Annotated in this window: 28 protein-coding genes and 1 riboswitch; of the genes, 18 read left to right on the forward strand and 10 right to left on the reverse strand. The window is 72.8% G+C overall.

Going from position 1 to position 24,782, the window contains the following annotated elements; translation table 11 throughout:
- Positions 1-48: 48 nt before the first annotated feature.
- A complete protein-coding gene (locus OG852_RS44120; RefSeq protein ID WP_330350820.1) occupies positions 49-180 on the reverse strand; it encodes a putative leader peptide in 132 nt (43 codons plus the stop codon).
- Positions 181-199: 19 nt separating this feature from the next.
- Positions 200-312: riboswitch (SAM riboswitch) on the reverse strand.
- 268 nt (positions 313-580) lie between these two features.
- Positions 581-1,405: a DUF1684 domain-containing protein gene (locus OG852_RS44125; protein WP_133914330.1), complete on the reverse strand. Its 825-nt coding sequence runs from the start codon at positions 1,403-1,405 to the stop codon at positions 581-583.
- Between the two features lie 254 nt (positions 1,406-1,659).
- Here OG852_RS44125 and OG852_RS44130 point away from each other — a divergent pair, with 254 nt between their 5' ends.
- Together OG852_RS44130 and OG852_RS44135 are read left to right on the forward strand one after the other, a co-directional pair.
- Positions 1,660-2,688, forward strand: coding sequence for an isopenicillin N synthase family dioxygenase (locus tag OG852_RS44130; RefSeq protein ID WP_330350821.1), 1,029 nt, complete (start codon positions 1,660-1,662; stop codon positions 2,686-2,688).
- Complete coding sequence (locus OG852_RS44135) at positions 2,685-3,989, forward strand: O-acetylhomoserine aminocarboxypropyltransferase/cysteine synthase family protein (RefSeq protein ID WP_330350822.1); 1,305 nt, start codon at positions 2,685-2,687, stop codon at positions 3,987-3,989. The genes OG852_RS44130 and OG852_RS44135 overlap by 4 nt, the downstream gene beginning before the upstream one ends.
- Before the next feature lie 75 nt (positions 3,990-4,064).
- Here OG852_RS44135 and OG852_RS44140 read toward each other — a convergent pair whose 3' ends face one another.
- From OG852_RS44140 to OG852_RS44165, 6 genes are all read right to left on the reverse strand, one after another.
- Positions 4,065-4,442: an STAS domain-containing protein gene (locus tag OG852_RS44140; protein ID WP_133914327.1), complete on the reverse strand. Its 378-nt coding sequence runs from the start codon at positions 4,440-4,442 to the stop codon at positions 4,065-4,067.
- A 41-nt stretch (positions 4,443-4,483) separates the two neighbouring features.
- Positions 4,484-4,858: an ANTAR domain-containing protein gene (locus OG852_RS44145; RefSeq protein ID WP_133914326.1), complete on the reverse strand. Its 375-nt coding sequence runs from the start codon at positions 4,856-4,858 to the stop codon at positions 4,484-4,486.
- Between the two features lie 138 nt (positions 4,859-4,996).
- Positions 4,997-7,285, reverse strand: a complete 2,289-nt coding sequence (gene secD, locus OG852_RS44150) for a protein translocase subunit SecD (RefSeq protein WP_443064624.1) — start codon at positions 7,283-7,285, stop codon at positions 4,997-4,999.
- A 70-nt stretch (positions 7,286-7,355) separates the two neighbouring features.
- Positions 7,356-7,769: a hypothetical protein gene (locus tag OG852_RS44155; RefSeq protein ID WP_133914325.1), complete on the reverse strand. Its 414-nt coding sequence runs from the start codon at positions 7,767-7,769 to the stop codon at positions 7,356-7,358.
- Positions 7,770-7,822: 53 nt separating this feature from the next.
- A complete protein-coding gene (locus OG852_RS44160) occupies positions 7,823-8,524 on the reverse strand; it encodes a response regulator transcription factor (protein ID WP_330350824.1) in 702 nt (233 codons plus the stop codon).
- Positions 8,525-8,526: 2 nt separating this feature from the next.
- Positions 8,527-9,486, reverse strand: a complete 960-nt coding sequence (locus tag OG852_RS44165) for a HAMP domain-containing sensor histidine kinase (RefSeq protein ID WP_330350825.1) — start codon at positions 9,484-9,486, stop codon at positions 8,527-8,529.
- Between the two features lie 322 nt (positions 9,487-9,808).
- Between OG852_RS44165 and OG852_RS44170 the strand changes: the two genes are divergently transcribed.
- From OG852_RS44170 to OG852_RS44190, 5 genes are all read left to right on the forward strand, one after another.
- A complete protein-coding gene (locus OG852_RS44170) occupies positions 9,809-10,138 on the forward strand; it encodes a TraR/DksA family transcriptional regulator (protein ID WP_133914323.1) in 330 nt (109 codons plus the stop codon).
- Positions 10,139-10,189: 51 nt separating this feature from the next.
- Positions 10,190-10,558, forward strand: coding sequence for a TraR/DksA family transcriptional regulator (locus OG852_RS44175; protein WP_330350826.1), 369 nt, complete (start codon positions 10,190-10,192; stop codon positions 10,556-10,558).
- The gene (locus OG852_RS44180) at positions 10,555-11,379 is read left to right on the forward strand and encodes a hypothetical protein (protein WP_330350827.1); all 825 of its coding nucleotides are present in this window, start codon (positions 10,555-10,557) and stop codon (positions 11,377-11,379) included. Before OG852_RS44175 ends, OG852_RS44180 begins: the two co-directional genes overlap by 4 nt.
- Positions 11,380-11,878: 499 nt before the next feature.
- Complete coding sequence (locus OG852_RS51090) at positions 11,879-12,343, forward strand: Rv1733c family protein (RefSeq protein ID WP_443064676.1); 465 nt, start codon at positions 11,879-11,881, stop codon at positions 12,341-12,343.
- Between the two features lie 74 nt (positions 12,344-12,417).
- Entirely contained in the window at positions 12,418-12,747 is a 330-nt protein-coding gene (locus OG852_RS44190) for a PadR family transcriptional regulator (RefSeq protein ID WP_330350829.1), read from the forward strand.
- Here OG852_RS44190 and OG852_RS44195 read toward each other — a convergent pair.
- Positions 12,700-13,338: a DUF6434 domain-containing protein gene (locus OG852_RS44195; RefSeq protein WP_330350830.1), complete on the reverse strand. Its 639-nt coding sequence runs from the start codon at positions 13,336-13,338 to the stop codon at positions 12,700-12,702. The two genes, OG852_RS44190 and OG852_RS44195, sit on opposite strands and share 48 nt — an antisense overlap.
- Positions 13,339-13,442: 104 nt before the next feature.
- Between OG852_RS44195 and OG852_RS44200 the strand changes: the two genes are divergently transcribed.
- The 9 genes from OG852_RS44200 to OG852_RS44240 all read left to right on the forward strand — a co-directional run bounded on the left by OG852_RS44200 (position 13,443) and on the right by OG852_RS44240 (position 22,259).
- Positions 13,443-14,573 (forward strand): hypothetical protein, encoded by a 1,131-nt coding sequence (locus OG852_RS44200; RefSeq protein ID WP_330350831.1) that lies wholly within the window; start codon positions 13,443-13,445, stop codon positions 14,571-14,573.
- Between the two features lie 279 nt (positions 14,574-14,852).
- Positions 14,853-16,649, forward strand: coding sequence for a fatty acyl-AMP ligase (locus OG852_RS44205; protein ID WP_330350832.1), 1,797 nt, complete (start codon positions 14,853-14,855; stop codon positions 16,647-16,649).
- The gene (locus tag OG852_RS44210) at positions 16,646-17,590 is read left to right on the forward strand and encodes an acyl-CoA desaturase (RefSeq protein ID WP_330350833.1); all 945 of its coding nucleotides are present in this window, start codon (positions 16,646-16,648) and stop codon (positions 17,588-17,590) included. Before OG852_RS44205 ends, OG852_RS44210 begins: the two co-directional genes overlap by 4 nt.
- Positions 17,591-17,593: 3 nt before the next feature.
- On the forward strand, positions 17,594-18,538 hold the full coding sequence (locus OG852_RS44215; protein WP_330350834.1) for an acyl-CoA desaturase: 945 nt from the start codon (positions 17,594-17,596) through the stop codon (positions 18,536-18,538).
- The gene (locus OG852_RS44220) at positions 18,525-18,821 is read left to right on the forward strand and encodes an acyl carrier protein (protein ID WP_133914314.1); all 297 of its coding nucleotides are present in this window, start codon (positions 18,525-18,527) and stop codon (positions 18,819-18,821) included. Before OG852_RS44215 ends, OG852_RS44220 begins: the two co-directional genes overlap by 14 nt.
- Before the next feature lie 13 nt (positions 18,822-18,834).
- The gene (locus OG852_RS44225; protein WP_330350835.1) at positions 18,835-19,935 is read left to right on the forward strand and encodes a fatty acid desaturase; all 1,101 of its coding nucleotides are present in this window, start codon (positions 18,835-18,837) and stop codon (positions 19,933-19,935) included.
- Between the two features lie 32 nt (positions 19,936-19,967).
- A complete protein-coding gene (locus OG852_RS44230) occupies positions 19,968-21,209 on the forward strand; it encodes a cytochrome P450 (RefSeq protein WP_330350836.1) in 1,242 nt (413 codons plus the stop codon).
- Between the two features lie 73 nt (positions 21,210-21,282).
- Complete coding sequence (locus OG852_RS44235) at positions 21,283-21,609, forward strand: asparaginase domain-containing protein (protein WP_330350837.1); 327 nt, start codon at positions 21,283-21,285, stop codon at positions 21,607-21,609.
- Positions 21,528-22,259 carry an asparaginase gene (locus OG852_RS44240; protein ID WP_330350838.1) on the forward strand — a complete coding sequence of 244 codons (732 nt, stop codon included), beginning with the start codon at positions 21,528-21,530 and terminating at the stop codon, positions 22,257-22,259. The genes OG852_RS44235 and OG852_RS44240 overlap by 82 nt, the downstream gene beginning before the upstream one ends.
- On the opposite strand, the gene OG852_RS44245 is transcribed toward OG852_RS44240, so the two are convergent.
- Entirely contained in the window at positions 22,249-23,052 is an 804-nt protein-coding gene (locus OG852_RS44245) for a DUF5995 family protein (protein WP_330350839.1), read from the reverse strand. The two genes, OG852_RS44240 and OG852_RS44245, sit on opposite strands and share 11 nt — an antisense overlap.
- Before the next feature lie 209 nt (positions 23,053-23,261).
- Between OG852_RS44245 and OG852_RS44250 the strand changes: the two genes are divergently transcribed.
- Both OG852_RS44250 and OG852_RS44255 read left to right on the forward strand, forming a co-directional pair.
- A complete protein-coding gene (locus tag OG852_RS44250) occupies positions 23,262-23,819 on the forward strand; it encodes a TetR/AcrR family transcriptional regulator (RefSeq protein WP_133914311.1) in 558 nt (185 codons plus the stop codon).
- Positions 23,816-24,721 (forward strand): aldo/keto reductase, encoded by a 906-nt coding sequence (locus OG852_RS44255; RefSeq protein WP_133914310.1) that lies wholly within the window; start codon positions 23,816-23,818, stop codon positions 24,719-24,721. Before OG852_RS44250 ends, OG852_RS44255 begins: the two co-directional genes overlap by 4 nt.
- The last annotated feature ends 61 nt before the right edge of the window (positions 24,722-24,782 follow it).

Genomic DNA, 24,782 nt, shown 5'->3' on the forward strand with positions numbered 1-24,782 from the left:
GCGAAGAGGGTGGGAACGGCCGTCAGCGATCGGCGGTGGGCGGTCCCGTCAGGCCGGACAGAGACAGCTCGTCGAGCGCTGCAGATCGATGTGACGCCGACGCGAGAGCCGGGAGAAGACCGCCGCGACGGCGAAGCAGGCGCTGAGCTCCCCACCGTGCCGCATACCGGTCCTCCACATCTCCGGCCCCGCTCAGGGGGCCACGCGCTTGCGGGAACCTCGGTGATCCCGCCGGGCTTTCACCTGGAGCACCCCACCGCGCGGGAGGGTTGCCGGTCAGCGAGCCAGGGCTTGACGCTGACACTCAATGCCGATCGTGATCGTACGGAGCGGTCTTGTCGTACGTCAATGCCGCAAGGCCGTCGGCGCCGCGACAGCCGTCGTGTCCGCCACGGTCGTAGCGCTGCGCCCGGCACACGGGTCGCCCTCCCGCACCGCCTCAGCGCCCCCACCGCGCGGGCGTCCCCAACTCCCTTCCCCCGAGGGCCGGTCCGCCGACCGTAACCGCACGCCGGCGTCCGAGTCGTCCACCGGACGCGCTCCTCAGGACCGAGCCGACCGGTGCGACGGCCTCAGGCCCTCAGGCCCCGCCCCGCTCGCGGGGAATCCTCTGGCCCGCCTCGATCGCCACCGGCAGACGGTTCTCGGCCGGCGGCAAGGGGCAGGTGGCCAGGTCGGTGTAGGCGCACGGCAGGTTCGCCGCGCGGTTGAAGTCCAGGACGACCGTGCCGTCGGCGGCGGGCGGCCCCACGGCGAGACTGCGGTTGGCCGCATAGGTGGTGACGCCGGAGGTCGCGTCGGTGAACAGGACCATGAGCTGTCCCGCTCCCCGTCCGGGGAACGCGGTCAAGGCCAGCGGGCGCCCGTCCAGCTCGAACTCGATCCTGCCCGGTGCGTCGTACACATGCTCAAGTCCTTCGACCGCCGCGCCCACGGTGGTCGGCCGGGGCACCTCGAAGGGGACGTACCGGCCGGTCACGGCCCAGCGCGGATCGGGGGCGTAGGCGGGCGTTCCGGTGAAAGCCGTCCGCAGCGGCGCGTCCGGGTGCCGGGGACGCACGATGTCGTGTCCGCCCCGCTTGGCGATCTCGATCACGGCGTCTCCCCAGACCGCGTCGACGCCGCCGCGCTCGGGAAGCACACCGAAGCGGTGTTCACCCCGCACCGGTGTTCCGTCGACGACCAGTTCCTCTCCTTCGTCGAGGTGGACGACGACCCCTTCGCCGCCGGTGTGCCACGCACCGGGCGCGTCGGGGAAGCGCTGCGGCCGCTCCTCCAGCCAGTGCAGGCCGGTGATCGCCAGGAACCCGTGCGGGTCGGCGAGCCGGGCCTCCTGGGCGCGGTACCAGTCCAGCCAGTTCTCGGTGAAGGCGTGGAGGTCCCTGGTGGTCGCCTCGGTGGTCATGTGTCCTCCTTCGTCACGCGAGGCCCGGCCTCGCAGGGGGTGCGGGGTTGGTACCGGGCGGCAGGCCGGCCGGCCGCCGTCCGACGGGCGCACTCAGCCGGCCAGTTCGCCGAGGAGTGCCCAGATGAGAACGGGCGCCGGCCTAATGCGCATTCCGGCCCGCGTGTGACAGCTTCTTGTCAGTCATGTGTACGCGAGCCGTGGCGCGACCCGCCGTGCTTTCCTCGGTTTTCCCGTCGCCGCGAAGGAACCTCATGGCCCAGCCCACAGCCCTGCCCGTCATCGACATCTCCCGCTTCCGCGCCCCGCACGCGGAACGCGAGGCGTTCCTCGCCGAACTCCGGTCCGCCGCCCACGAGGTGGGCTTCTTCTACGTCACCGGGCACGGCGTCCCCTTCTCGCTGCGCGACGAGGTGCTGAGCGCGGCACGCAGCTTCTTCGCCCTGCCCGAGGAGCAGCGGCTGGAGATCGAGAACGTCAACTCACCGCAGTTCCGCGGCTACACGCGCACCGGGACCGAGTACACGGCGGGCGGCGCCGACTGGCGCGAGCAGATCGACATCGGTCCGGAGCGTACGGCGCTGAGGACCGGCCCCGGCGACCCCGACTATCTGCGGCTCGTCGGACCCAACCAATGGCCGTCCGCGCTGCCCGAGTTGCGCGAACTCGTGCTGCGCTGGCAGGCGGAGGCGCTGAGGGTGAGCCGCGAGGTGCTCCGGGCCCTCGCCGCCGCGCTCGGACAGGACGAGGGCTACTTCGACCGGTGGTTCGACGAAGAGGCCGCCGTGCACGTGAAGATCGTCCACTACCCGCCGCGCGCCACCGACGACGCCGACCAGGGCGTCGGCGCGCACAAGGACTACGGCTATCTCGCCCTGTTGCAGCAGGACGAGGTCGGCGGCCTCCAGGTGCAGCGCGAGGACGGCGAGTGGATCGACGCCGTGCCCCTGCCGGATGCCTTCGTGTTCAACATCGGTGAGATGCTGGAGATCGCCACCCAGGGCTATCTGCGGGCCACCCGGCACCGCGTGGTGAGCCCTCGGGCGGGCGTGCACCGTTACTCCATCCCGTTCTTCCTCGGCCCGCGCCTCGACGCCGTCGTCCGGCCGCTTCCGCTGCCGCCCGAGCTGGCGGCCCTCAGCCGCGGGGTGAGCGACGACCCGGACAACCCCCTCCTGGCGGCCTTCGGGGAGAACGCCGTGATCGGCTGGCTCCGCTCGCATCCACGGGTAGCCGAGCGCTGGTGGTCCGACGTCCTGGCCGGGCGGGAGGGCGGTCGATGACCAGCGGCACATGGGCCTTCGAGACCCGGCAGGTGCACGCCGGCGCGGTCCCCGACCCGGCCACCGGCGCACGCGCGGTGCCGATCCATCCGACCGCCGGGTACGTGTTCCGGGACACCGGGCACGCCGCGGCGGCCTTCGAGCTGGCCGACCTCACGACCCACGCCTACTCCCGGCTGTCGAACCCGACGACCGCCGTGGCCGAGGAACGCCTCGCCTCCCTGGAGGGCGGCTCGGCGGCCGTCGCCGTGGCCAGCGGCCAGGCCGCGACGAGCCTCGCCCTGCTCAACCTCGCCCGCGCGGGCGACCATCTCGTCGCCTCGTCCTCCCTGTACGGAGGCACCCGCACCCTCCTGGAGCACACGTTCGCCGACTTCGGGATCGACGTCACCTTCGTCGACGACCCGGACGACCTGTGCGCCTGGTACGACGCCGTACGGCCGACGACGCAGGCCTTCTTCGGCGAGACCCTCGGCAACCCGCGCGGCAACGTGCTCGACGTGGAGGCCGTCGCCGGCATCGCCCACGAGGTGGGGGTCCCGCTCGTCGTCGACAACACCGTGCTCACCCCGTACCTGCTGCGCCCGCTGGAGCACGGCGCCGACATCGTCGTGCACTCCACCACCAAGTTCCTGTCCGGCCACGGCACCGGCATCGGCGGGGCGGTCGTCGACGGCGGACACTTCGACTTCGGTGCCGATCCCGGCCGATGGCCCGGGCTGACCCGGCCGGACCCGACGTACAACGGGCTGTCCTTCTGGGACTCCTTCTCCGACCTCGGCCTGGCGTACGCGATGCGGATGCGCACCCGCCTGGTACGCGATCTCGGACCGGCCGTCTCCCCCTTCAACAGCTTCCTGCTGCTGCAGGGCCTGGAGACGCTCAGCCTGCGCATCGAACGGCACGTCGCGAACGCCCAGGCCGTCGCCGCATGGCTGGAGGAACAGCCCCAGGTGACGCGGGTGCACTACGCCGGACTGGCCTCCAGCCCGTGGCGGACGCGGGCCAAGCGCTGTCTGCCGCGGGGCGCCGGAGCGGTCCTCGCCTTCGAACTCGCCGACGGACGGGAGGCGGGCCGGCGCTTCGTGGAAGGGGTCCGGCTCTTCAGCCATCTCGCGAACATCGGCGACGTACGCAGCCTCGTCATCCACCCCGCCTCCACCACCCACGCCCAGTTGGACGCCCGTCAGCAGGCGGCGGCCGGGGTCACGCCCGGGCTGGTGCGGCTGTCGGTCGGTCTGGAGGGCGTCGAGGATCTGATCGCCGACCTCGCGACGGGCCTGCGAGCGGCGGCCGTATGACGGACCGGCTGGACCTGCGGCCCCGATCACCCCGCACGGTCCGGCGGGACCCGGCTGAGGCCCGCCGGCCTCCGCTCACCGCGTGACCGCGTCCTCCACGGTGGACCGGATGTCCAGGACGGTGTCCGCTCCGGTCAGTTCCAGGACCCGGCGGAGCGGGGGAGCGGGCCTGGCCAGCCGCAGGTCGGTGGTCCGGTTGACGGTGAGCAGCGTGTTGAGCACCGTGGAATCCGCGAAGGTGACGTCGGCGGCGTCGACGACCACCGCGGAGTGCGTCCTGGCCCCGGTCTGAAGAGCCTCGGTCAGCAAGGGCGCGGAGTTCGCGTCGAAGGCGCCGTGCAGGGCCACCACCCACGCGCCGCGCAGCTCCTGTTGGGTGAGACGAGGCAGGTCCGCCGCATGCGGCGTGGTCGGGTCCGGGGGGCCGCTGTCGGCGCCGCTTGCGGAACTCATGGCATGAGTATGGCGTGAAGATCGCCCTCACGCGAGGGCTTCTACGGGCATGCGGCCGGGGCCGGCGGACGAGCCGCGTCCCGGCACCCCCGATACCGGGTCACCGCACGGCGCAGCTCGACGAGCTCGGCCTCCGGCAGATCGCCGCCCTGGGCGAACACCAGGATGTGCTCGGCGACGGTGCGCAGTTTGGTGTTGGTGTGCTGGGACACGTCGCGCAGCGCCCGCCACGCCTCTTCCGGGGGGATCTGTCCCAGGACGACGACGGCGCCGAGCGCCTGGTCGACGACGGCGTGAGAGGTCACCGCCCGCTGGAGCTGTGCGCTCTCCTCCTGAAGGCGGGCGTTCTCCCGCGCGAGGTCGGTCGCCGACAGGAGCGCGAAGGGCTGCGTACGGGAGAGGGCGAAGAAAGCCATGAGTCGTCTCACTACCAGGGGGGCGGCATCTCGGACGCCCTCTCAGTTTCCCGCAGAGCCGCGGAGCACACCAGCGGAAGCGGCCGAGGGCGATCGGCCGCTGCCCGCGAAGTGCCAGGGCTGCCGCCCCGGCCGTGGTCACCGCCTCCTGCGGGGTCGTCGAGGCCGGAGGTGCGGCAGCGCCGGGCCGGAGGGATCCGGCGACCCCTTGTGACGCGCGTACGGGAGGAGGGTGAGCGGGGCCGCGGTGAACACCGAGGAGTAGGTGCCGACCGCCAGGCCGATGAGCAGGGCGAGGGCGAAGTCGGTGAGGGCGCCGTCCGCCAGGACGGCCAGGGCGGTGAGGACGAGGGCGGCGCCCGTGCCGGTGTTGACGGTGCGGGGCACGGTCTGCAGGATCGCCCGGTTCGTCAGCCGAGGCGGTGGCGTGGTGCGGTCGCGGGCGAGGAGTTCGCGGATGCGGTCGAACAGGACGACGGAGTCGTTGACCGAGTAACCGATGACGGTCAGCAGAGCGGCCAGGAAGAGGCCGTCGACGGGCTTGCCCAGCCAGGCGAAGACCCCGACGAGGATCACCACGTCGTGGACGAGCGCGCCGACGGCCGCGGTGGCGAACCTCCATCGGAAGCGCGCCGCCAGATAGAGCAACTGGGCGCCCAGAGCGAGACCGAGGGCGATGAGGGCGTGACGGCGCAGCTCGTCGCCCAGGCTCGGGCCGATCAGTTCGTCACGGATCTTCTCCGTCTTCCCGCCGAGACCGCTGACGGTGTCGGCCACGGTGGCCTCCTCCGCCCCGGTCAGGTGCTCCGCGCGCACCGTGAGGGAACGGTCGCCGGAGAACTGGACGGTCGCGCGGGGGAATCCGGCGTCGGTGAGGGCTTCGCGTGCCCGGTCGGGGTCGACGGGAGTGGTCGTGGAGTACTCGATGAGCCGGCCTCCGGTGAAATCGATGCCGAGGTCGAGCCCCCGCACCAGCACGCCCGAGGCGCTGAGGACGAGGAGGGCCGCGGAGACGGCCAGCCAGCGGCGCGGACGGCGCATCAGGTACGGATCCCGGCGCAGCAGTCGGTCGCGGACCCATCCGGTGTCCGTGATGCCGGTGACATGCGGCCGGCGCGAGGCCGCGGGGCGGCCGACCGCGTACTCGGCGAGCACCCGCGTGACGACCAGGGCACTGATCATGGAGGCGAGGACACCGATGCCGAGGGTGACGCCGAAGCCGCGCACCGGGCCGGAGCCGAGCCCGAACAGCAGGGCGGCGGCGATCAGCGTGGTGATGTTGGAGTCGGCGATCGCGCTGAACGCGCCGCGGAACCCGGCCGTCAGGGCCGAGCGGGGGCTGGGCCGGCTGCGGGCCGCGTGTTCCTCGCGGGCCCGTTCGAACACCAGGACGTTGGCGTCCACGGCCATACCGATGGCCAGGACGAACCCGGCGAGGCCGGGCAGGGTCAGGGTGGCGCCGAGGGCGGCCAGGGCGGCGTAGGAGATCAGGCCGTAGCAGGCCAGGGCCACCGTCGCGAGGAGACCCATGAGCCGGTAGACGGCGATGACGAACAACGCGGTCAGCGCGGTGCCGATGACCGCGGCCCGGGCCGCGGCCTCGATGGCCGCGTCGCCGAGGGTGGCGCCGACGGTGCGCTGTTCGACCGTTTCGACCGGTACGGGCAGGGCGCCGCCGGAGATGAGCAGGGCCAGTTCACGTGCCTCGGTGTCGTCGAAGGCGCCGGTGATCTGCGTGGTGCCGCCCGCGATGCCCGCGCCGCAGGCCACGGACGGGTCCACCTGCGGGGCGGAGATGATCTTGTTGTCGAGGACGATGGCGACCCGGCGCCGCGCATCGTCGGCCGGATGGCAGGCCGCCTCTGCCGTGACCTGCGTCCACCGCTCGCGGCCGGGGTCGGTGAAGTCGAGGGCGACGTGCCATCCGGCGCCGCTCTGCTGGTCGAAGCGGGCGTCGGCGCCTTCGACGTCCTGCCCGGTCAGGTCGGCGCTCTTCAGCCGCAGGACGTGCCCGGAGCCGTCCGGCAGGACACGCTCCTCGGCCGTAGACGCCGAGGACTCGGCGGTGCCGAGGACGGCGTGGACGGTGAGCTGCGCGGTGCGGCCCAGGACGTCCGCCGCCTTCTCCGGGTCCTGTACGCCGGGCAGTTCGACGAGGATGCGGTGGTCGCCGGAGCGGACGAGCGTCGGTTCGGTGACACCGAGCGCGTCGATACGGCCCCGCAGCACCTCCAGGGTGCGGTCGGTGGTCTCCGGTCCGGCGTCGACGGTGTCGGTGGGGCGGGTCTCCAGCAGGATCTGGGTGCCGCCGCGCAGGTCGAGCCCCAGGCGGACGGGTGTGGTGAGGGCGATGGCCAGCGATCCGGCGATCACGGCGAGGGCGAGCAGCGCACGCGGGCGCGAGGCGTACTTCCGGCGTTTCAACACGAGCCTCCGGCAGGCAGGTCGCGGCGGCGGCACGGGCGGGCCGCGACAGGAATAGGGGTGAGGGGCCGTCTCAGGTGCCGGAAGGCGGGGGAGGGGCCCGGCCGCGGTCGTGCGCGGATCGGTCGCGGGGGACGGGGCCGCGGGCGGGTGGCGCGGAAGGACGTACACCGGCGGCGGGCGCGGCGGTCGTACCGCGGGGGTGGGTGGCCTGCTGGTCCGGTGGCTGCGGGCGCTCACCGAGACGGTCGTGGCGGACCCCGGCCTCGGCGGTGCGTCCGGCGACGTCCGGGTCGTCCGCGCGGGGACCGCTGTCCGTCCGCTCGGCGCCCGCGGCCCCGGCCGCCACGGCCGGGTGGGGCACGCCGGCGCGGGCGCCGGCTTCCGCGACTGCGGGAACCGTCGCCAGCAGGACGGCGAGCAGCGCGCCGAGTGCCGCGGCGAGCCGGTGGCCGGAGGTCGGGACGGCGCGGGACGCCGGGCGCATGCACCGTCTCTTTCTCGAGGTCCGGATGCGGGGGAGGGCAGGCGGGGCAGACGTCAGGGTTCGATGAGCCCGGCGCGGATGGCGTAGCGGGTCAGCTCCAGCCGGTCGTGCAGGCCGAGTTTGTGCAGGAGGTTGGCCCGGTGCCGGTGCACGGTCTTGACGCTGATGAACAGGATCTCGGCGATCTCCTTCGAGGAATGACCCTCGGCGACCAGCTTGAGGACCTCCTCCTCGCGCGGTGTGAGCAGGTGATCGGCGTTCTCCTCGCCGTGCCGCACGCGTTCCAGATATGCGCGGATCAGAGCGGTGACCGCACCCGGGTAGAGGAACGGCTCGTTGCGCATCGCGGCCCGGCAGGCGGCCACCAGGTCGCGGTCGGCCACCGACTTCAGCACATAGCCGCAGGCCCCGGCCTTGAGTGCCTGGAACAGGTACTGCTCGTTGTCGTGCATGGTCAGCATCAGGATCCGCAGCCCCGGCTTGAGCGCCGCCAGTTCGCGGGTCGCCTGGAGGCCGGTCAGACGCGGCATGGCGATGTCGAGGACGGCGAGGTCGACCTCCGTCGCGCGGGCCTCGTCGATGGCCTCGGCACCGTCCCCGGCCTCGGCGACGACCCGCAGGTCGGGTTCGCGGTCGAGGATCAGACGTACGCCGCGCCGTACGAGGGCGTGGTCGTCGGCGAGCAGGATACGGATCGGCTTCGGCGTCGACAGGGCCGCGGCCGTGCCGCGTTCGGGAGGGATGTCGTCGGACATGGTCAGCGCTGCTTCCTGGGGACGGGGGTGGTCAGGCGGATCCGGGTGCCGGTGCCGGGTGTCGAGGAGATGTCCAGGGCGGCCCCGGCGAGCAGGGCCCGTTCCCGCATGCCGCGGATCCCGGCGCCCTCGCAGGCGGCCTCGATGCCGCGCCCGTCGTCGGCGACCTCCAGCACCACCGCCCCGTCGGCGCGGCGCAGGCCCACCTCCACCCGACGCGCGTCCGCGTGGCGGGCCGCGTTGGTGAGGCTCTCCTGGGCCACCCGGTACAGGACGAGTTCGCCCTCCTGGCCCAGGTCGGGCAGGTCGGTGTCCAGACGCCGCACGACACGCAGCCCGGTGTGCGTGGCGAAGTCCTGGGTGAGCGAGGTCAGCGCGCTGACCAGGCCCAGATCGTCCAGAACACCCGGCCGCAGGCGGCGCACCAGCCGCCGTACCTCGTCCAGGCTCTCCCGGGTGATCTCCTGTGCCTGCCGGAGATCTCCGCGCAGCGGCTCCGGGGCGTCGTCCGCGGCCCGTTTGAGCACCAGCAGGATCGCGGTCATGCTCTGCCCGACCTCGTCGTGCAGTTCCTGGGCGATACGGCGCCGTTCCGCCTCCTGGGCCAGCAGCGCCCGGGCGCTGGAGGTGGCGCGTTCGTGCTCCAGCCGGTCGAGCATGGCGTTGAAGGTGCGGATCAGCTCGGACACCTCGCCGCCGCCGGCGCCGGGGACGGGCAGCCGCTGACCGGGCCGCAGCAGGTCGACGGTGGTCATCAGACGGGTCAGCCGGCCCAGCGGCGCCAGGCCCCAGCGCAGCAGGGTGCCGTTGGCGACCAGCATGACGGCCAGACCGCCCACCAGGATGACCGCCTCGGTCAGCAGCACCGGCACCGAGACCGTCACCGGCGCCCACAGCAGCAGCGCCGTGGCGGTGCCCAGCACCAGGGCGTTGAGCCCGAAGATCCGCCAGAACAGCGACACGGGAACAGCTCCTCCTTCCGCGACCCGTCCCGACCGGCCTTCTCGCGCTCCTCGCACGGGCGCACGCCACGGGACACGGTCGTGACCGGTCCTGCCCCCAGCCTCCGTCGCCCGGTGCCCGCCGTCGATGGGGCCCAACACCCATTTCCCACACCACGCACCACCCATCCACCGCCCCGTGCGAGCGCCGTATGGGTAGCGCGGTACCGGGCGAATGGGGTCCGCGCCCGATGGGCTTTCCCCACGGCACCGAGCAGAGTCGACGGTGACCGAGGGCCTGTCGCGAACGCGGCGCCCGCCGCACCCGGAGGAAGGACCCGTCGTGCCGCTCGACACCCCCCAGACCGATCCCCGTCCCGGACGGCCCGCCGCCTACGAGGCACGGCAGCGCCTCGAACACGCCCGCAGCAGCCGGATGGCCCAGCTCCGGGCCCTCGACGAGGCCGGCCGGATCGTGAAGGACCAGGTGATGTCCGCCCAGGCCGAAGCGATCCAGCGGGTCCTCAAGGAGATCGACGAGGCGTTCGCCCGCGTCGACGACAGCTCCTACGGCACCTGCCAGGGCTGCGCGAAGCCGGTCCCCGCCGAACGTCTGGAGATCCTCCCCTACACCCGGTACTGCGTCGCCTGCCAGCGCCGCGCCGCCGCCTGACCGGCCCCGCCCCGACCCGCCTCCGTCTCCGTCCTGCACACAAGGGGTGAAGTGGTGAACCACCAGACCGCCGACGACCAGGCCACGCACCTGTCGCCCGAGGACCTCGCCGCGCTGCGGGAGAACCTGCACGAGCAGCGCCTCTTTCGCAGGGAACAGCTGCGGCAGATCGCCGCGGCGCCCCGCACCGGGACCCTGCCCCGGCACCGCTCCGCCGCCCGGGCCGAGGTGCAGGGCAAACTCGCCGACTCCGCGCGCATGGTCCTCCACGACGTCGAGGCGGCGCTCGAGCGCATGGCCGAGGGCCGTTACGGCGGCTGCCACCGGTGCCGGCGCCCCGTCGACCGTGAACGCCTGATGATCGTGCCGCACGCCCGCTACTGCGCACGGTGCCAGCACCTGCGGGAGGCCGCGGGATGACCGCCGTACGCCGCCCCCGCACCGGCGTCCGCGCCGCACATCCGCCCTGGCCGCGATGCCGGCGGTGCTACGGCCTCGCCCTCGACCTGGGCAGCGACCGGACCCGCGCCTGGATCGCCGGCCACCGAACGATCCTCGACGTCCCCACGGTCACCTTCCCCGGCGCCGGGGCGGTGCACCCGTTCCAGCGGGGCGCCGTCATCGACGTGACCGCGACGGCCCGCATGCTCGACCGGTTGCTCGGCCACCGCCTGCCGCCCCTCGCCCGTCCGCTGGTCGTGGTCACCACGCCGGTGCTGGACGGCCCCACCCACCGGGACCGGGCCCGCACGGCCCTGCGGGTGCTGCGCCCGCGCGCCGTGCTGACCGTGCCCACCGCGCGCGCCGTCGCGCTGGCCACGGGCGCCGACCTCACCCGTCCCCTGCTCGTGGTGGACCTCGGCGCCCGGCTCACCGAAGTGGTCCTGCTCGTCGACGGCGTCGTCCTCGACGCCCGCCGCACCGCCCTGGGCACCACCGACCTCTCCTGCCCGGGCGCCTCGGCGGACATCGGCGAAGCCGTCACCGCCATGATCACCTCCATGATCCGGCAGGACCGCACCTCCCACACGGCCGACGCCCTCGCCGCAGGACCCCTCCTGGCCGGCGGCGGAGCCCTGCGCCCCGACCTCGTCCGCCTGCTCACCGACGGCCTGCACACACCCGTGCGCACGGTCCCCGCACCGCACACCGCCGCGCTGCGCGGCGCCGCCACCGTCCTGCGATCCGCGCACACCCATCCGTCGACCCGCGGCATCCGACCACCGCGTCCCGACCGTTGACCTCGCCGACCCCGTCCCTCGCCCCCCGGCCGGTACCGCTCCACCGGCCGTGGGGCACCCCTGCTGGTGCGGCCTCCGGCCACGCCTGCTGGTGCGGCCTCCCGGCCGCCCCCGCTCCCGCGGCCACCAGACGCCCCTGCTCCCGCGGCCACCCGGCCACCGCCGCTCCCGCGCCCACCCGGCCGCCCCGCCACGAGCGCCGCCCCGCCATGAGCGCCTCCCTGGCCGCCCCTCCACGAGCGCCGCCCCTCCACGAGCGCCTCCCCGGCCGCCCCTCCACGAGCGCCGCCCCTCCACGAGCGCCTCCCCGGAAGGAGAACCACTGTGTCCGGCGCGACACCCCCCGCGCAGCCGCCCCCCGATTCCCGGTGGAAGCCGACGCTCTCCCCGTCCCTGTGGCGCCGGCGACGTCGCAACCCCCTGCGCCGGCGCACCGACCGGCTCCGGGACGGGATCGCCCTCGCCCTGCTCCTGATCGTCCCCCCTGGGCCTGGCCGCCCTGTTCACCGTCGGTGACGCCGCCTACCGGCACTACCGCACGACAGCCGACCACCAGAGGCAGAGCAGGCACCCCACCACCGCCGTCCTCGCCCATGACACCCGACGCCATCCGGAACCCGGATCGGCGGAGGCCGAAGAGACCCGCCACCCCGTCACGGTCCGCTTCACCGATCCACACGGACGGACCCGCACCGCACGGACGGACGCGCTGCCGGGACTGACCTCGGGCAGCACCGTCGACGTCTGGCTCGACGAGAAGGACGGAACCATCACCGAACCGCCCATGACCGCCGACCAGATCCGCAGCCGCACCATGGGCTGGGCGATCATCGCCTTCCTGGCCGTCGCCCTCACCGGCGCAGCCGTCCACGTCTGCGCCGCCCGGCTGTCGCACCGCCGGGACCTCGCCGACTGGGAGACGCTGTGGGCCGAGACGGCACCACGCCGGACGACCTCACGTTGAGCGAAACGAACCGCCACCGCCGCTTCACACCTCGTGCACAGGCTATGTAGAGTACGAGTATGGGGAGTCCGCGTATGACCCTGCAGACCCAACTGGTGCTGCGGGCCCTGCTGGAGGAACCCGCCAGGGAGCGCTACGGCCTGGAGCTGTGCGAGCTGGCGGGATTGCCGTCGGGCACGATCTATCCGATCCTCGCCCGTCTGGAACAGGTCGGCTGGGTGGACAGCACCTGGGAGGACCCCGCCGTGCACCAGGAAGCGGGCCGACCGCGTCGACGCTTCTACCGGATCACCGACGAGGGTGCCGAGCGGGCACGGGACGCCCTCGCCCACGTCTACCGCGCCCGCAGACAGCGCCTACCGGGGTGGATCGCCGGCCTGGTCGGTGACGGGGGAGAGCCGTGAGCGTCCCGCGTCGCCGTTGAGCGCCTTGGGCAGCGCGCGGTGTGCGTACCAGGCCTCAAGAGCCTCGGCGCGGGTGCCGGCCGGATTCCGCCGGTGCCAGGCGCTGGTGAAGCGGTTGTACTCGAACTGCTCCTCGATCTCGCGCGGCCGGGCCGCGTCCGGGCGGGTGGCGTGCCAGTGCGCCACCGCGTCCGCGAGGGTCCGGCCGGCCTTGCGGGCGATGAAGTCCCGCATGAAGGCGTCGAAGTGGAAACCGGGGCCGATCGCCTCGAGGAAATACGTCCGCAGGACCTGACTGCACCGCTGGCCGGCCGGGATCACGGTGTCGCCGTCGACGGGCCCGGCCAACTGCGCCGCCTTCGGGCGCCGAGGGGCCGGAGCGGCCGGCAGCGGCAGGCCGTCCAGCGCCGCGGCGAGCCGGGCGGTGAGCGCCGCCTTGCCGCCGTGCCGCGCGACACCCAGCGTGCGGGCGAGACCGGTGAGCTCCTCCAGCGTCCAGTACCAGCGCAGCAGCTCGGCGCCGCCGAGGCCGGCCGTCAGCGGCGGTCTGGACTCGACCGATGTCGTACGGGTGTTCGGGCTCTCGTTCATGCCCGCCATTCTGCCCGGCCGTGTCCCCGAGGCCCGCCCGAGCATGCGTCGCAGGCCGATGCGGTGTGACGTGAGCTGTCGGGGCGTCATGTGAGGATGTGCCCATGAGGTGGCTGGAGAGACCTGGGCGGCGCGCGGTCGGGCTCGTGATGGCGGCGCTGGCGCTGACCTCCTGCGGTAGAGGCGGCTCCGACGACGGGGCGTCAGGGAGCCGCGAGGCCACGTACAAGCAGGTCGTCGAAGACCCTCACCCGCGTCCCGCCGATGTGATCGAGGCGGCCGGCGCACCCTACGGCGTGGCCCGTGCGGGCGACGGCTCGCTGCTGCTGACGTACGAGGCCGACAACGTCGAGGACGACGAGGGTCCGGCCGCCGCGGCCTGGCGGATCGTCGGCCCGGACGGCCGTACGGTCGCCGAGCACGCGGAACACACGAACGCGGAGGACACACGGGCCGTGTTCAAGGGGGCGCCGAAGGGCTTCGTGCGGGTGCCGTCGGGGGAGGGGGCCGAGGGGGCGTACACCCTCGACCTGCGCGGCAGGCGCCACCAGGTCGTCGTCGACGAGACCCCGTTGGGCTCGCGCGCCGGCGACATCCTGCTGGGCGAGTGGGAGCCGGTCCTCGTCCACCGCCCCGCGACCCGCACCGTGGCGCCCCTGAGCGGGGTGCCCGACGGTGCCGCCCGCCTCGCCCTCGACGAGCGCGGCACGGTCTGGAGTCTGGACCAGTCCCTGACGGAGGAGAGCGCCGACCGCGTGGTGTGGCAGCGCGACGGCCGCACCCTGGGCACCAAGGCCGTCCCCGAGCCGTACACGGGAGGCGTCCTCGCCGCGCGGGGCGGCACCGTGGCGCTGTCCCTCACCCAGGGGGACAAAGAGCGCGGCCTGCTGGTGACGGCGGACGACGGCGGGCACCGGAGGACCGTCCTCGACGGCGGCATCCCGTGGAAGGACCTCGAGGGCGGCCCCGACGCGCTCGTACTGGAGCCGCTCGAGGACGGGCGGCTGCTCGTCGGCGAGGCGGGCGGCCGGTACTGGCTCGCCGACGACCCCACCAACAACGCCTTCCACCAGCTGGAGACACCGGCGACCCTGACCTCGCTCACCGTCCACGGCACCACGCTCTACGGCATCACGGACGCGACGACACCGTCGTACGACCTGGTGAAGGACGAGGGGCTGTGGATCTCCCGCGACGGCGGCCGCGCGTGGCGGGCGTACACACCTTCGCCCTGACTCCTCCGCCCCGCGGCGGGTGCTCACGGTGTCTGCCGGAACGGAACTCGCCGTCCTGGCCGCTCGATCGTGCCGTGACGGGGGGTGCGCGGACGTGACCTGCCCCGACGTCTCCCCGGCTGATCCGCTCCACAACGGCCCTGTAGTCAAGCGGAAGTTGAAGAAGATACAGTGTCGGCCTCGCACACGACCGGATCACCGGACTCACGAGTTCAGCCTGAGTAGCGGGAGCGCCCCGACCCGGCGGCTCTGGGAAGGGGTTCGGTGGGACAAGGGGCGGTGACCCGCGAGCGGGAACGACCGGATGCGACGCTCATCGAGGTCCTCGACCGCCGGGCACGGTCGACGCCTCACCGAACGGCGTTCCGCTTCCTCGCCGACGGGACGAGCGACCACATCGAGTCGTGGACCTACGGCGAACTGAAGCGGTACTCCGACGCCCTCGCGGCGAGGTTGAGATCCGCGGGGCACGGCGGTGACCGCGTGGTGGTGGCCGGCCGGCCCGGACTGCGGTTCGTGGCGGGGCTCATGGGTGTACTCCGGGCCGGAGCGACGGTCGTACCGGCCTTTCCGCCGACGAACCGGCGCGCCGTGACCCGACTGCGTTCGATCCTGGCCGACTGCGCGCCCGGCGCGATCCTGGCCGACTCCCGCCATGAGCGGCGGTTCGCCGGGACGGCGGCCGCGGGGGAGCCGTTACCGCGGCTGATCCCGCTGGACGACGAACCCCGCGGGACGCCGGGCGACGCACAGGTCCCGACGGCGCCGGACGATCCGGCGCCGCCGACGGACATCGCGCTGATCCAGTACTCGTCCGGCTCGACGGGCGACCCGAAGGGCGTGGAACTGACCCACGCCCACCTGATGAGCAACTGCCACGCCATCGGCCGGCACATCGGCGCCGAGGACGACCGCGTCGGGCTGACCTGGTTGCCGCCGTACCACGACATGGGGCTCATCGGCACCATCATGCTGGCGCTGCACGGCGGTTGGCCGCTGCTGATGATGACACCGGAGCACTTCGTCCAGCAGCCGGCGCGCTGGCTCCGGGCGATCGGCGACTACCGGGTCACCATCACCGTCGCGCCGAACTTCGCCTTCCAGCTCTGCGCGGACACCGTCGAGGAGGAGGACCTCGCCGGTGTGGACCTGTCGTCGCTCCGGCACGTCTTCTGCGGCTCCGAGCCGATCGCCCTCGACACCCTCCGCGCCTTCCGGAAGCGGTTCGAGCCCCTGGGCTACCGGGAGAGGACACTGATCCCCTGCTACGGGCTCGCCGAGGCCACCCTGCTCGTGACGGCCAAGGCACCCGGGGCCGCCCTCAGCGTCGAATGGGCGGACCGGGAGGAGCTCTCGCAGGGCAGGGTGGCGCTCTCGCGCGGCGCGGCCGACACGCCGAACGGCACCGTCCCCCTCGTCGGGTGCGGTGGACCGGCTGAGGGCCACGAACTGCTGGTCGTCGATCCCGACTCCGGCCGTGTCCTGGGCGACGGCGAGATCGGGGAGATCTGGGTGCACGGGCCCGGCGTCGCCACCGGTTACCACCGTCGACCCGGACCGACCGCCGCGGTGTTCGGCGCGACGCCCGCCGGCCGTGCCGCTCCGCGGGACGGTGAGCGGAAGACGTATCTGCGGACCGGTGACCTCGGCTATCTGCGCGACGGCGACCTGTTCGTGACCGGCCGGATCAGCGGTCTGCTCGTGGTGGCCGGCCGCAACCTCTACCCCCAGGACATCGAGCGCACCGTCGACCGCGCCGACCCGTCCGTGCACCGGTCGGTCGCCTTCGCCGTGCCCGGCACACCCGAGGAACACGTCATGGTGGTCGCCGAGGTGCGCGACAGCCGCCGGACCCGACCCCAACTCGACGCCCTGCGCGGCAGACTGCTGGCCGCGGTGGCCGCCGACCACGGCGTCCGGCCGAGCGCGGTGCACCTCGTGCGGGTCGGCTCCATTCCCCTGACCACCAGCGGCAAGATCCGCCGAGGAGCAGCCCGGACGGCGTACCTGGAGCACTCCCTGGCCGGCGCCCTCGTACCCTCCGATGGATCCGGGGACGAGGGAGCCGTGTCATGAGACCTGAAGCCCAAGCCGGGCCACCGGCCGATGCGCACCGCGCCCCGCCCACGGACCGCCTCGCCCTCGCGCTCGCCTGCGCCACCGTCGGCGGGTCCACGGCCGGTTTCGTGGCCGCGATCGTCTTCACCGTCCACCACGGCTGGTCGTGGCTGCACTTCGCGCTGTTCACCGGCATGTACCTCGTCACCTCCCTGGGCGTCGAGGGAGGGCTGCACCGGTTCTTCTCGCACCGCTCGTTCTCCGCCGGTCCGGTGCTGACATTCCTGTGGGGTGTCGCGGGCAGCATGGCGGCACAGGGGCCGATCCTGTTCTGGGTGTCGGTGCACCGCAAGCACCACGCCTTCGCCGACCGGGACGGCGATCCCCACTCGCCGCGCCCTCGGGGCGAGGGCCGGCTGGCGGTCGTGCGCGGTCTGTGGCACGGCCATGTCGGCTGGCTGTTCACGGTCCGGCGCGAAGGCTGGGCCAAGTTCGTTCCCGACCTGCTCCGCAACCGCCACGTCCACACCATCGACCGCTACTACATCGGGTGGATCTCCCTCGGCCTGGCCCTGCCGGCCGCGGTGGGCTGGGCGATCACCGGCCGGCCGGTGGACGCGCTCGGCGGACTGCTGTGGGGCGGGTTCGCCCGGATGTTCGTCCTCGACCATGTGACCTGGACGGTCAACTCGCTGGGACACACGCTGGGCCACCGCCCGTACGACACCCGTGACTCCAGCCAGAACCTCGCCGTGCTCGCGCCGGTCTCCGTGGGCGGGTCCTGGCACAACAACCACCACTCGCAGCCGTCGCTGGCGCACAACCGGCACCGCTTCTGGCAGCTCGACCTCACCGGCGGGGTCATCGGCCTCCTGGACCGGGCGGGACTGGTGTCGGACGTCCGCTACCCGCCGCGCGCGAAATGGGCTCAGGCAGTCCGGACAAGAGAAGGAGAGTGAACCATGGCGGCTGTCGGCGCCCCGGCGGGCATCGTCCGGCTCGACCCCAGAAGCCTGCGGGTCAAGAGATTCTCGGCACTGACCACCATGGTCCTTCCGCTCATCGGCACCGTCGCCGCCGGATACCTCCTGGTCACCGGGCGAGGCACGACGACCGACGCGGTGCTGTTCGGGGTGTTCTACGGCGTGCACCTCGGCGGAGTCACCGTCGGGCTGCACCGGTACCTCGCCCACCGGGCGTTCAAGACCTCGCCCTGGTTCCAGGACGTCCTGATGGCCGCCGGGTCGATGGCCGCACAGGGCCCGCTGCTGTTCTGGGTGGCGACCCACCGCAGACACCACAAGTACGCCGACCGCGAAGGCGATCCGCACTCGCCCCACCTGCACGGCACGGAGTGGCGGGCCCGGCTGCGCGGCCTGTGGTACGCGCACATGCCGTGGATGCTGAGCGAGGAGTCGTCGAAGTGGTCCGTCTACGCGCCGGACGTGCTGCGTGAGCGGCGCCTGGTCCTGCACCACCGCCTCTACCCGACCTGGGTGCTGGCGGGGCTCGTCCTCCCGGCCGCGATCGGTTTCGCCGTCGGGCACACGGCCCTGTCCGCCTTCTCCGGCCTCGTCTTCGGCGGCCTCGCCCGGATCTTCGTCGCCAACCAGGCCGCGTGGTGCGTCGGTTCGCTCTGCCACGCCTTCGGCAGCAGGCCGTTCGACAACGGCGACAAGAGCACCAACAACTGGTGGGTCGCCGTCCTCACCTTCGGCGAGGGACTGCAGAACAACCACCACGCCTTTCCCGGGTCCTACCGCCACGCCGTCCGGTGGTGGGAGCCCGACCTCAGCGGCTGGGTGCTGACCGTCCTCGGCCGGCTGCACCTCGTGTGGGATCTGCACGAGCCCTCGGCCGCACGTATCGCCCGGAAACGACAGGAGTCCCAGCGTGTTTCGCCGTGACAAGAACGAACGCACCCCCGACGGCCCGGTCACCGAGGACGCCATCCGCGCGTGGATGGTCGACTACCTGGTGAACAGGCTGTCCGTCGAACCCGCCGCGGTCGACACGAGCCGGTCCTTCGAGGACTACGGGCTCGACTCCCGCGCCGGCATACAGATGTGCGGAAAGCTCGAGAAGTTCGTCGAACTCCGCCTGTCGCCCGCCCTGTTGTACGAGCACTCCTCCATCGACGCCGTGGCCGCCCATCTCGGCCGGCGGCTCGTCGAGGAGAGCAGCCACTGAGAGCGAGGACATCATGGCCCTGAGCTCCACACCCACCAGCCCGGACCGGCGGTTCGAGGAGTTCCTGGACAAGTCGCGGGCGCTGGAGGGGCGGCACCTGACGGAGTCGATCCCGCGCGAGTACTTCACCCCGCGCACGGCCCGCGGGCTGCTCGGGCTCGCCGTGAGCCTCGCCCTCTACACGGGGGCGATCACCGGAGTCGTGTTCTCCCCCTCCTGGCTGCTGGACATCCCGCTGTGGTTCGTGGCCGGCCTCGGCGGCTGGGGCCTGCACTGCATCGCGCACGACTGCGGCCACGGCTCCTTCTCCCGTTCACGACGTCTCAACACCGCCGTGGGCAGCTTCGCCCTGCTCCCGCTCGTGTACCCGTACCACTCCTGGCGGCACGTGCACAATCTGCATCACTCGTACACCAACAACCTCGAACTCGACACCGACTGGCGGCCCCTGCCCCCGGACGCCTACCAGCGCCTTTCCCCCGTCGCCAAGGCCGTCTACGCCGGCACCCGCACCTGGGCCTTCTGGGGAGGCACCGTCCGGTACTGGTTCGTGTCGGGCTTCCGCCCCGGCTACTTCCCCAAGCGGTCGATGCGCCGCGAGGTGTGGCGGTCCATCGCCTTCACCGCGCCCGTCGCCGTCGCCGGTCTGTCGGCGCTCACGGTGTTCACCGGCGTACGGGGCCTGCTGTCCTACTTCGTCCTGCCGTGGCTGATGATCCACCTGTGGTTCAGCGCCACCACCCTCATGCACCACAGCGCCGCCGACGTCCCCTTCCTGACCTCGCAGCACTGGACACGCAACGCCGCCCGGCTGCTGCTCACCACGGACTACGCGTACCCGAGGGTGCTGTCGTTCCTCACCCACAACATCTCCGTGCACACCGCGCACCACGTGGCCCCGGCGATCCCGTTCTACAACCTCCCCCAAGCGCAACTGGCCTTGAAGGAAGCGCATCCGGGCATGGTCAGGGAGGAGCGGCTGGGGTTCGGCCGGCTGTGGCGGATCCTGCGCGGCCTTCACCTGTACGACACGGAAGCGGGCTTCTACACCGACTTCCGGGCGGCGAAGGAACCGCCGGGAAGCCGGCCCGAGCAACTGTCCCGCCCTGCGTGACCGCGACGGAGCGACTCGACGGAGGCAACGTCATGCCAGCGACCGACCACCGGCCGACCGAGCCGGCCATGGGGCCGGCCGAGGCCCTCTCGGAGCTGTTCACCCCGGCCGGAAAACACCACCCCTACTCCCTGTACGACGCACTGTGGCACCTGGGACCGGTGATCCCCCTCGGCCCCTCGGGAACCCTCGTCCTCGGCTACGACGAGATCTGCACCGCCCTGCGCGACTCCCGCCTCCTGGTCACCGACGCCACCGTGCACCGGACGACCGGCATGATCGAGCACTCCTCGTGGCAGTGCTTCACCAAGATCATGATGTTCAGCAACCCGCCCGACCACGAGCGCATGCGCCGGTTCTCCGCCTGGGCCTACGCGCCCCGCCAGGTCGCCGAGCGGCGGCACCTGGCGGTCCGGGCGGCCGAGCACTGGGCGGCCCGGCTCGCCACCCTCGACGACGGCGGCCCGATCGACCTGGTCGAGGCGTTCGCCACCCGCGTCCCCGTCACCGTCACCGGAGAGCTCCTCGGAATCCCCGAGGAGGACCGGATGGCGCTGCGCACCGCCATCACCGCGACCACGACCGCGTTCGAGCCCGTCTTCGACCGCGAGGAACTGCGGCCCGCCGACGCGGGAATGGACGTCCTGGTCGACTACCTCGACGACCTCGTACGGGAACGCCGGCGCCGGCCGGGCGACGACCTGATCAGTACGATGGTCCGGGACCGGGACACCGGCGGGGAGCTGAGCGAGGAGGAACTCGTCGCCAGTCTGGTGATGTTCCTCATCGCCGGCGTGCAGAGCCCCAGCGACCTGATCGGCAGCACCGTACGGCTCGCCCTCGACCACCCCGCCGAGGGCCGCAGACTGACGAGCGACGACGACCACATCCGGGCCTTCGTGACCGAGACCCTGCGGTTCGACCCCCCGAACCATGTGCTGACACGCGCCGCCGCCACGGACATCGACTTCCACGGCCACCGCATCGCCGCAGGCACCAGAGCCCTGCTCGTCCTGGCCGCCGCCAACCGCGACCCCCGCCAGTTCACCGACCCGGCCGCCTTCGACCTCACCCGGACGGACAACCGGCCGCTCTCCTTCGGGCTGGGCCCGCACTACTGCCTGGGCGCCGCCTTCGCCCGAACGCAGGTCGAAGCCGCCGTACCCGTCCTGCTGCGCCGCTTCCCCCATCTGACCCTCACCGCCCCACCCGCCTACCGGGACCAACTGGTCACCCGCGGCTTCGCCCACATGGAGGTGTCGCTCGGCGCCTAGGCTGTGGGCGCGGGATCAACCAGGCCCAGCGGGACGGGAGGTCGCAGTGACGGCAGGTGCGGTGCGAAGGACGGTGGCCGTTTTCACCCTCGGTGGCACCATCACCATGACCACCGACCCGGCGACCGGAGGGGTCGTACCGGCCCTCTCCGCGCACGACCTGCTGGCCGCCGTCCCCGGCCTGGACGCCCACCCCATCGATCTGCGGCTGCGGGAGGTCCGTCGGGTACCCAGTGCGTCGCTGGACTTCGACGATCTCACCGCACTCGCCGGGGCGATCGACCGGACCCTCGCCGCCGGGGCGTCGACGGTGTGGTGGTGGTGCAGGGCACGGACACGATCGAGGAGAGCGCGTTCCTCCTCGACCTCCACCACCGTCATGACGAGCCGCTCGTGGTGACGGGCGCGATGCGCAACCCCACCCTGGCGGGTCCTGACGGGCCGGCCAATCTGTACGGGGCGGTCGTCGCCGCGGCGGACCCGCGGGTGCGCGGGGGCGGGGTGCTGGTCGTCCTGAACGACGAGATCCACGCGGCACGCCGGGTCCGCAAGTCCCACACCACCAGCCCCGCCGCCTTCACCTCGCCCGGCACCGGACCCGTGGGCCTGATCGCGGAGGGCCGTGTCCTGCTGACGTCCCCGCTTCCCCCGCGCACGGACCCCCTGGCGCCGGCGGCCCGTGACGTCCGCGTGGGCCTGTACACCGTCAGCCTCGGTGACGACGGCACGCTGCTGGAGGCGTGGGACGGCCGGTGCGACGGGCTGGTGGTCGCCGCCTTCGGCGGGGGACACGTCCCCGAGCGGCTCGTCGAGGGTCTCGGGCGGCTCGCCGGGCGCATCCCCGTCGTCCTCGCCTCACGCATCGACAACGGCCCCGTCCTGACCGCGACTTACGGCTACCCCGGCTCGGAGCGGGACCTGATCGGCCGGGGCCTCGTCCCGGCCGGCGACCTCGGCCCGTACCGGGCACGCCTGTTGCTCCGGACGCTGCTCGCCCACGACGCGGACCTCGAGACGATCACCGCGAGGTTCTCCGCGTTCATCCGCTGACGGGAGCGCCTCGGCCACCGCGGTCTTCCCGCGGCCGCCCCATGGCCTGGTCCAGATGCGTGATGACGGCCGGCACGTCGTCGTTCTCGGTGCTCCGGATCAGCTGCAGAGCCGGCCGCACCACGCCGCCCGGCCGCGCGATCAGCCGCGCGAGTACGGCGGCCCGGACGTCGAGCCGCTCGACGGTGGCCGTGCGTTCCTTCTCGCTCTGGCCGGCCAGCAGGAGGGCGTTGTACCACGCCTCCTCGCGGGACTGGCGGACACTGAAGTCGAGGATCCGCTCATCGGTACGGGCTCCGATCCTGTCCAGCACCGACAGGAGTGGTGACAGACCGTCGACCGAGTCCTGCACCGCGAGCACCACCCGCGCGAGGATGTCGTTGATCAGCAGAAAGTCGTGCCGCAAGGTGTGGATGGCCTCGCCCGGGCCGGTCCGTGCGGCGGCGATGGCCAGGTCGAGGTTGATGTGCGCGTTCACGCCGAGCAGCAGGTGCTGGACGATGACGGTGTCGGCGTCGTCGAGCAGTCCGAACGCCTCCCGCCAGCAGCGCGGCCCGCTCCGGTCACGGCGCCAGGCGTCGTACGCGTCGAAGTAGCGGTTGCCGAAGTGGGTGTCGAAACGGTCCATGCGGGCGCCGTCCTCGAAGAGCCCGCCGTGGATGGCCGTACGGACCTCCACCGTCACCTGTCGGTACAGCGCCGCGAAGTACCCGACCCGGTCACCGTCGCGGGCGGCCTCCCGCACGATCCCGGCCAGCCCGTCCACGACATCGTCGATGTTCTCCGCCGTCATGCCCAACTCCCCTCCCGCGCGCCCTGGTTGGGCCCGCCCGCTGCCTGCCGTCCACCGTGCCGATGACAGCCCCCGTCCTACCACCGCACACCGGGAAGCGTCCCCGCCCTACGGGAAATGGGACGGGGCCGACTGTAAAAAGAACCGCGGTTCTGCTTGTAGAGTGGCTTCATAAGCAGAACCGCCGCTCTTTTTGAGGGAGGATCGCCATGCCCCGGCTCACCGACGCGCGCAAGGAGCTCCGGCGTGCCCAGATCACGGAGGCCGCCGTACGCTGCTTCGGGCGCAACGGTCTGGAACGGACCTCGATCGCCGACATCACCGCCGAGTCCGGGCTCTCGGCCGGCTCGATCTACGCCCACTACAGCGGCAAGGCCGAGCTGGTCCAGGCCGCCGCCCGCGAGGTCCTCGCCGAGCGCGCCGAGGTGCTCGGCCGGTACGCCGCGAGCGACACCCCGCCCGACCCCGATGAACTGCTCGCCCGGCTCATCGCCGCGATCGACCCCGCCGAGGCCCGGGTCGGCGTACAGACCTGGGGCGAGGCGACCACCAACCCCGCCGTCCGCGACATCGTCGTCGACATGACCGACCGGATGCGCGCCATGCTCCACGACTGCGTCACGGCCTGGCTGGTCAAGGCCGAGCACCACGAGCCCGCCGAGGCAGGGGAGCGCGCCACCCCCATCGCCCGCCGACTCATGGCGCTCTACCAGGCCGAACTGCTGTACACCGCCCTGCACGCACCGACTGAGGAGACGACGTCATGACCACCGCGACGACTTCCTTGGCAGGCCGCACCGTCTCCCGGATCGGCTACGGCGCGTTGCAGCTCGAACGCCTGCACGGCCGCCGCGAGGAGGCCGTCGCGCTGCTGCGCCGCGCGGTCGAGCTCGGCGTCGACCACGTCGACACCGCCGAGTTCTACGGCTACGGATTCGCCAACGAGGTGATCCGGGACGTTCTCCGCGACGTTCTCCGCGACGAAGACGGCGTCCTGGTCGTCACGAAGGTCGGCGCCGCCCCCGACCCCGGAGGGCCCCTCCCGCTGCGTCTGGCGCAGCGTCCCGAGCAGCTGCGCGCCGGCGTGGAGGACAATCTGCGCAGCCTCGGCCTCGACCGGCTCCCGGTGGTCAACCTCCGACGCCTGGACTCCGGCCCCGGGCTGCGTCCCGAGGGCGACCAGATCGTCGGCCTCGACGACCAGCTGGCCGTGATGACCGCCCTGCGCGACGAGGGCAAGATCGGTGCGATCGGCCTGAGCGGCGTCACCCTCGACGGGCTCCGCCGTGCCCTGCCGGCCGGTGTCGCCTGCGTGCAGAACGCCTACAGTCTCGTCTCCCGCGACGACGAGGACCTGCTGCGGCTGTGCCAGGCCGAGGGCATCGCCTGGGTGCCGTTCTTCCCGCTCGGCGGCGCCTTCCCGGGCCTGCCCAAGGCGACCGAGGAGCCGGTGGTGCGTGCCGTCGCCGAGTCCCTCGGCGTCACGCCCACGCAGGTCGCCCTCGCCTGGCTGCTGCACCACGCGCCCCACGTGCTCCTCATCCCCGGCACCGCCGACCTCGCCCACCTGGAGGCCAACATGGCGGTCGCCGGGATCACCCTCGACAGCGCGACCCTGGCCGCCCTGGACGCCGTCGAGTCCCGCTCCCACGAGGTCCCCATCAGCTGACCGGACCCCGGGGAAGCGGACATGCGACCCCGCACCGAACCACCCGACGACGACGAGCTTC

Origin of the sequence: Streptomyces sp. NBC_00582 (genome assembly GCF_036345155.1) — a bacterium.
GTDB lineage: Bacteria > Actinomycetota > Actinomycetes > Streptomycetales > Streptomycetaceae > Streptomyces.

Coding starts and splice junctions, on each gene's coding strand:
- OG852_RS44120 (WP_330350820.1), bottom strand. CDS start 180: ATGTGGAGGACCGGTATGCGGCACGGTGGGGAGCTCAGCGCCTGCTTC.
- OG852_RS44125 (WP_133914330.1), bottom strand. CDS start 1,405: ATGACCACCGAGGCGACCACCAGGGACCTCCACGCCTTCACCGAGAAC.
- OG852_RS44130 (WP_330350821.1), top strand. CDS start 1,660: ATGGCCCAGCCCACAGCCCTGCCCGTCATCGACATCTCCCGCTTCCGC.
- OG852_RS44135 (WP_330350822.1), top strand. CDS start 2,685: ATGACCAGCGGCACATGGGCCTTCGAGACCCGGCAGGTGCACGCCGGC.
- OG852_RS44140 (WP_133914327.1), bottom strand. CDS start 4,442: ATGAGTTCCGCAAGCGGCGCCGACAGCGGCCCCCCGGACCCGACCACG.
- OG852_RS44145 (WP_133914326.1), bottom strand. CDS start 4,858: ATGGCTTTCTTCGCCCTCTCCCGTACGCAGCCCTTCGCGCTCCTGTCG.
- OG852_RS44155 (WP_133914325.1), bottom strand. CDS start 7,769: ATGCGCCCGGCGTCCCGCGCCGTCCCGACCTCCGGCCACCGGCTCGCC.
- OG852_RS44160 (WP_330350824.1), bottom strand. CDS start 8,524: ATGTCCGACGACATCCCTCCCGAACGCGGCACGGCCGCGGCCCTGTCG.
- OG852_RS44180 (WP_330350827.1), top strand. CDS start 10,555: ATGACCGCCGTACGCCGCCCCCGCACCGGCGTCCGCGCCGCACATCCG.
- OG852_RS44190 (WP_330350829.1), top strand. CDS start 12,418: ATGACCCTGCAGACCCAACTGGTGCTGCGGGCCCTGCTGGAGGAACCC.
- OG852_RS44195 (WP_330350830.1), bottom strand. CDS start 13,338: ATGAACGAGAGCCCGAACACCCGTACGACATCGGTCGAGTCCAGACCG.
- OG852_RS44200 (WP_330350831.1), top strand. CDS start 13,443: ATGAGGTGGCTGGAGAGACCTGGGCGGCGCGCGGTCGGGCTCGTGATG.
- OG852_RS44210 (WP_330350833.1), top strand. CDS start 16,646: ATGAGACCTGAAGCCCAAGCCGGGCCACCGGCCGATGCGCACCGCGCC.
- OG852_RS44215 (WP_330350834.1), top strand. CDS start 17,594: ATGGCGGCTGTCGGCGCCCCGGCGGGCATCGTCCGGCTCGACCCCAGA.
- OG852_RS44225 (WP_330350835.1), top strand. CDS start 18,835: ATGGCCCTGAGCTCCACACCCACCAGCCCGGACCGGCGGTTCGAGGAG.
- OG852_RS44230 (WP_330350836.1), top strand. CDS start 19,968: ATGCCAGCGACCGACCACCGGCCGACCGAGCCGGCCATGGGGCCGGCC.
- OG852_RS44245 (WP_330350839.1), bottom strand. CDS start 23,052: ATGACGGCGGAGAACATCGACGATGTCGTGGACGGGCTGGCCGGGATC.
- OG852_RS44250 (WP_133914311.1), top strand. CDS start 23,262: ATGCCCCGGCTCACCGACGCGCGCAAGGAGCTCCGGCGTGCCCAGATC.
- OG852_RS44255 (WP_133914310.1), top strand. CDS start 23,816: ATGACCACCGCGACGACTTCCTTGGCAGGCCGCACCGTCTCCCGGATC.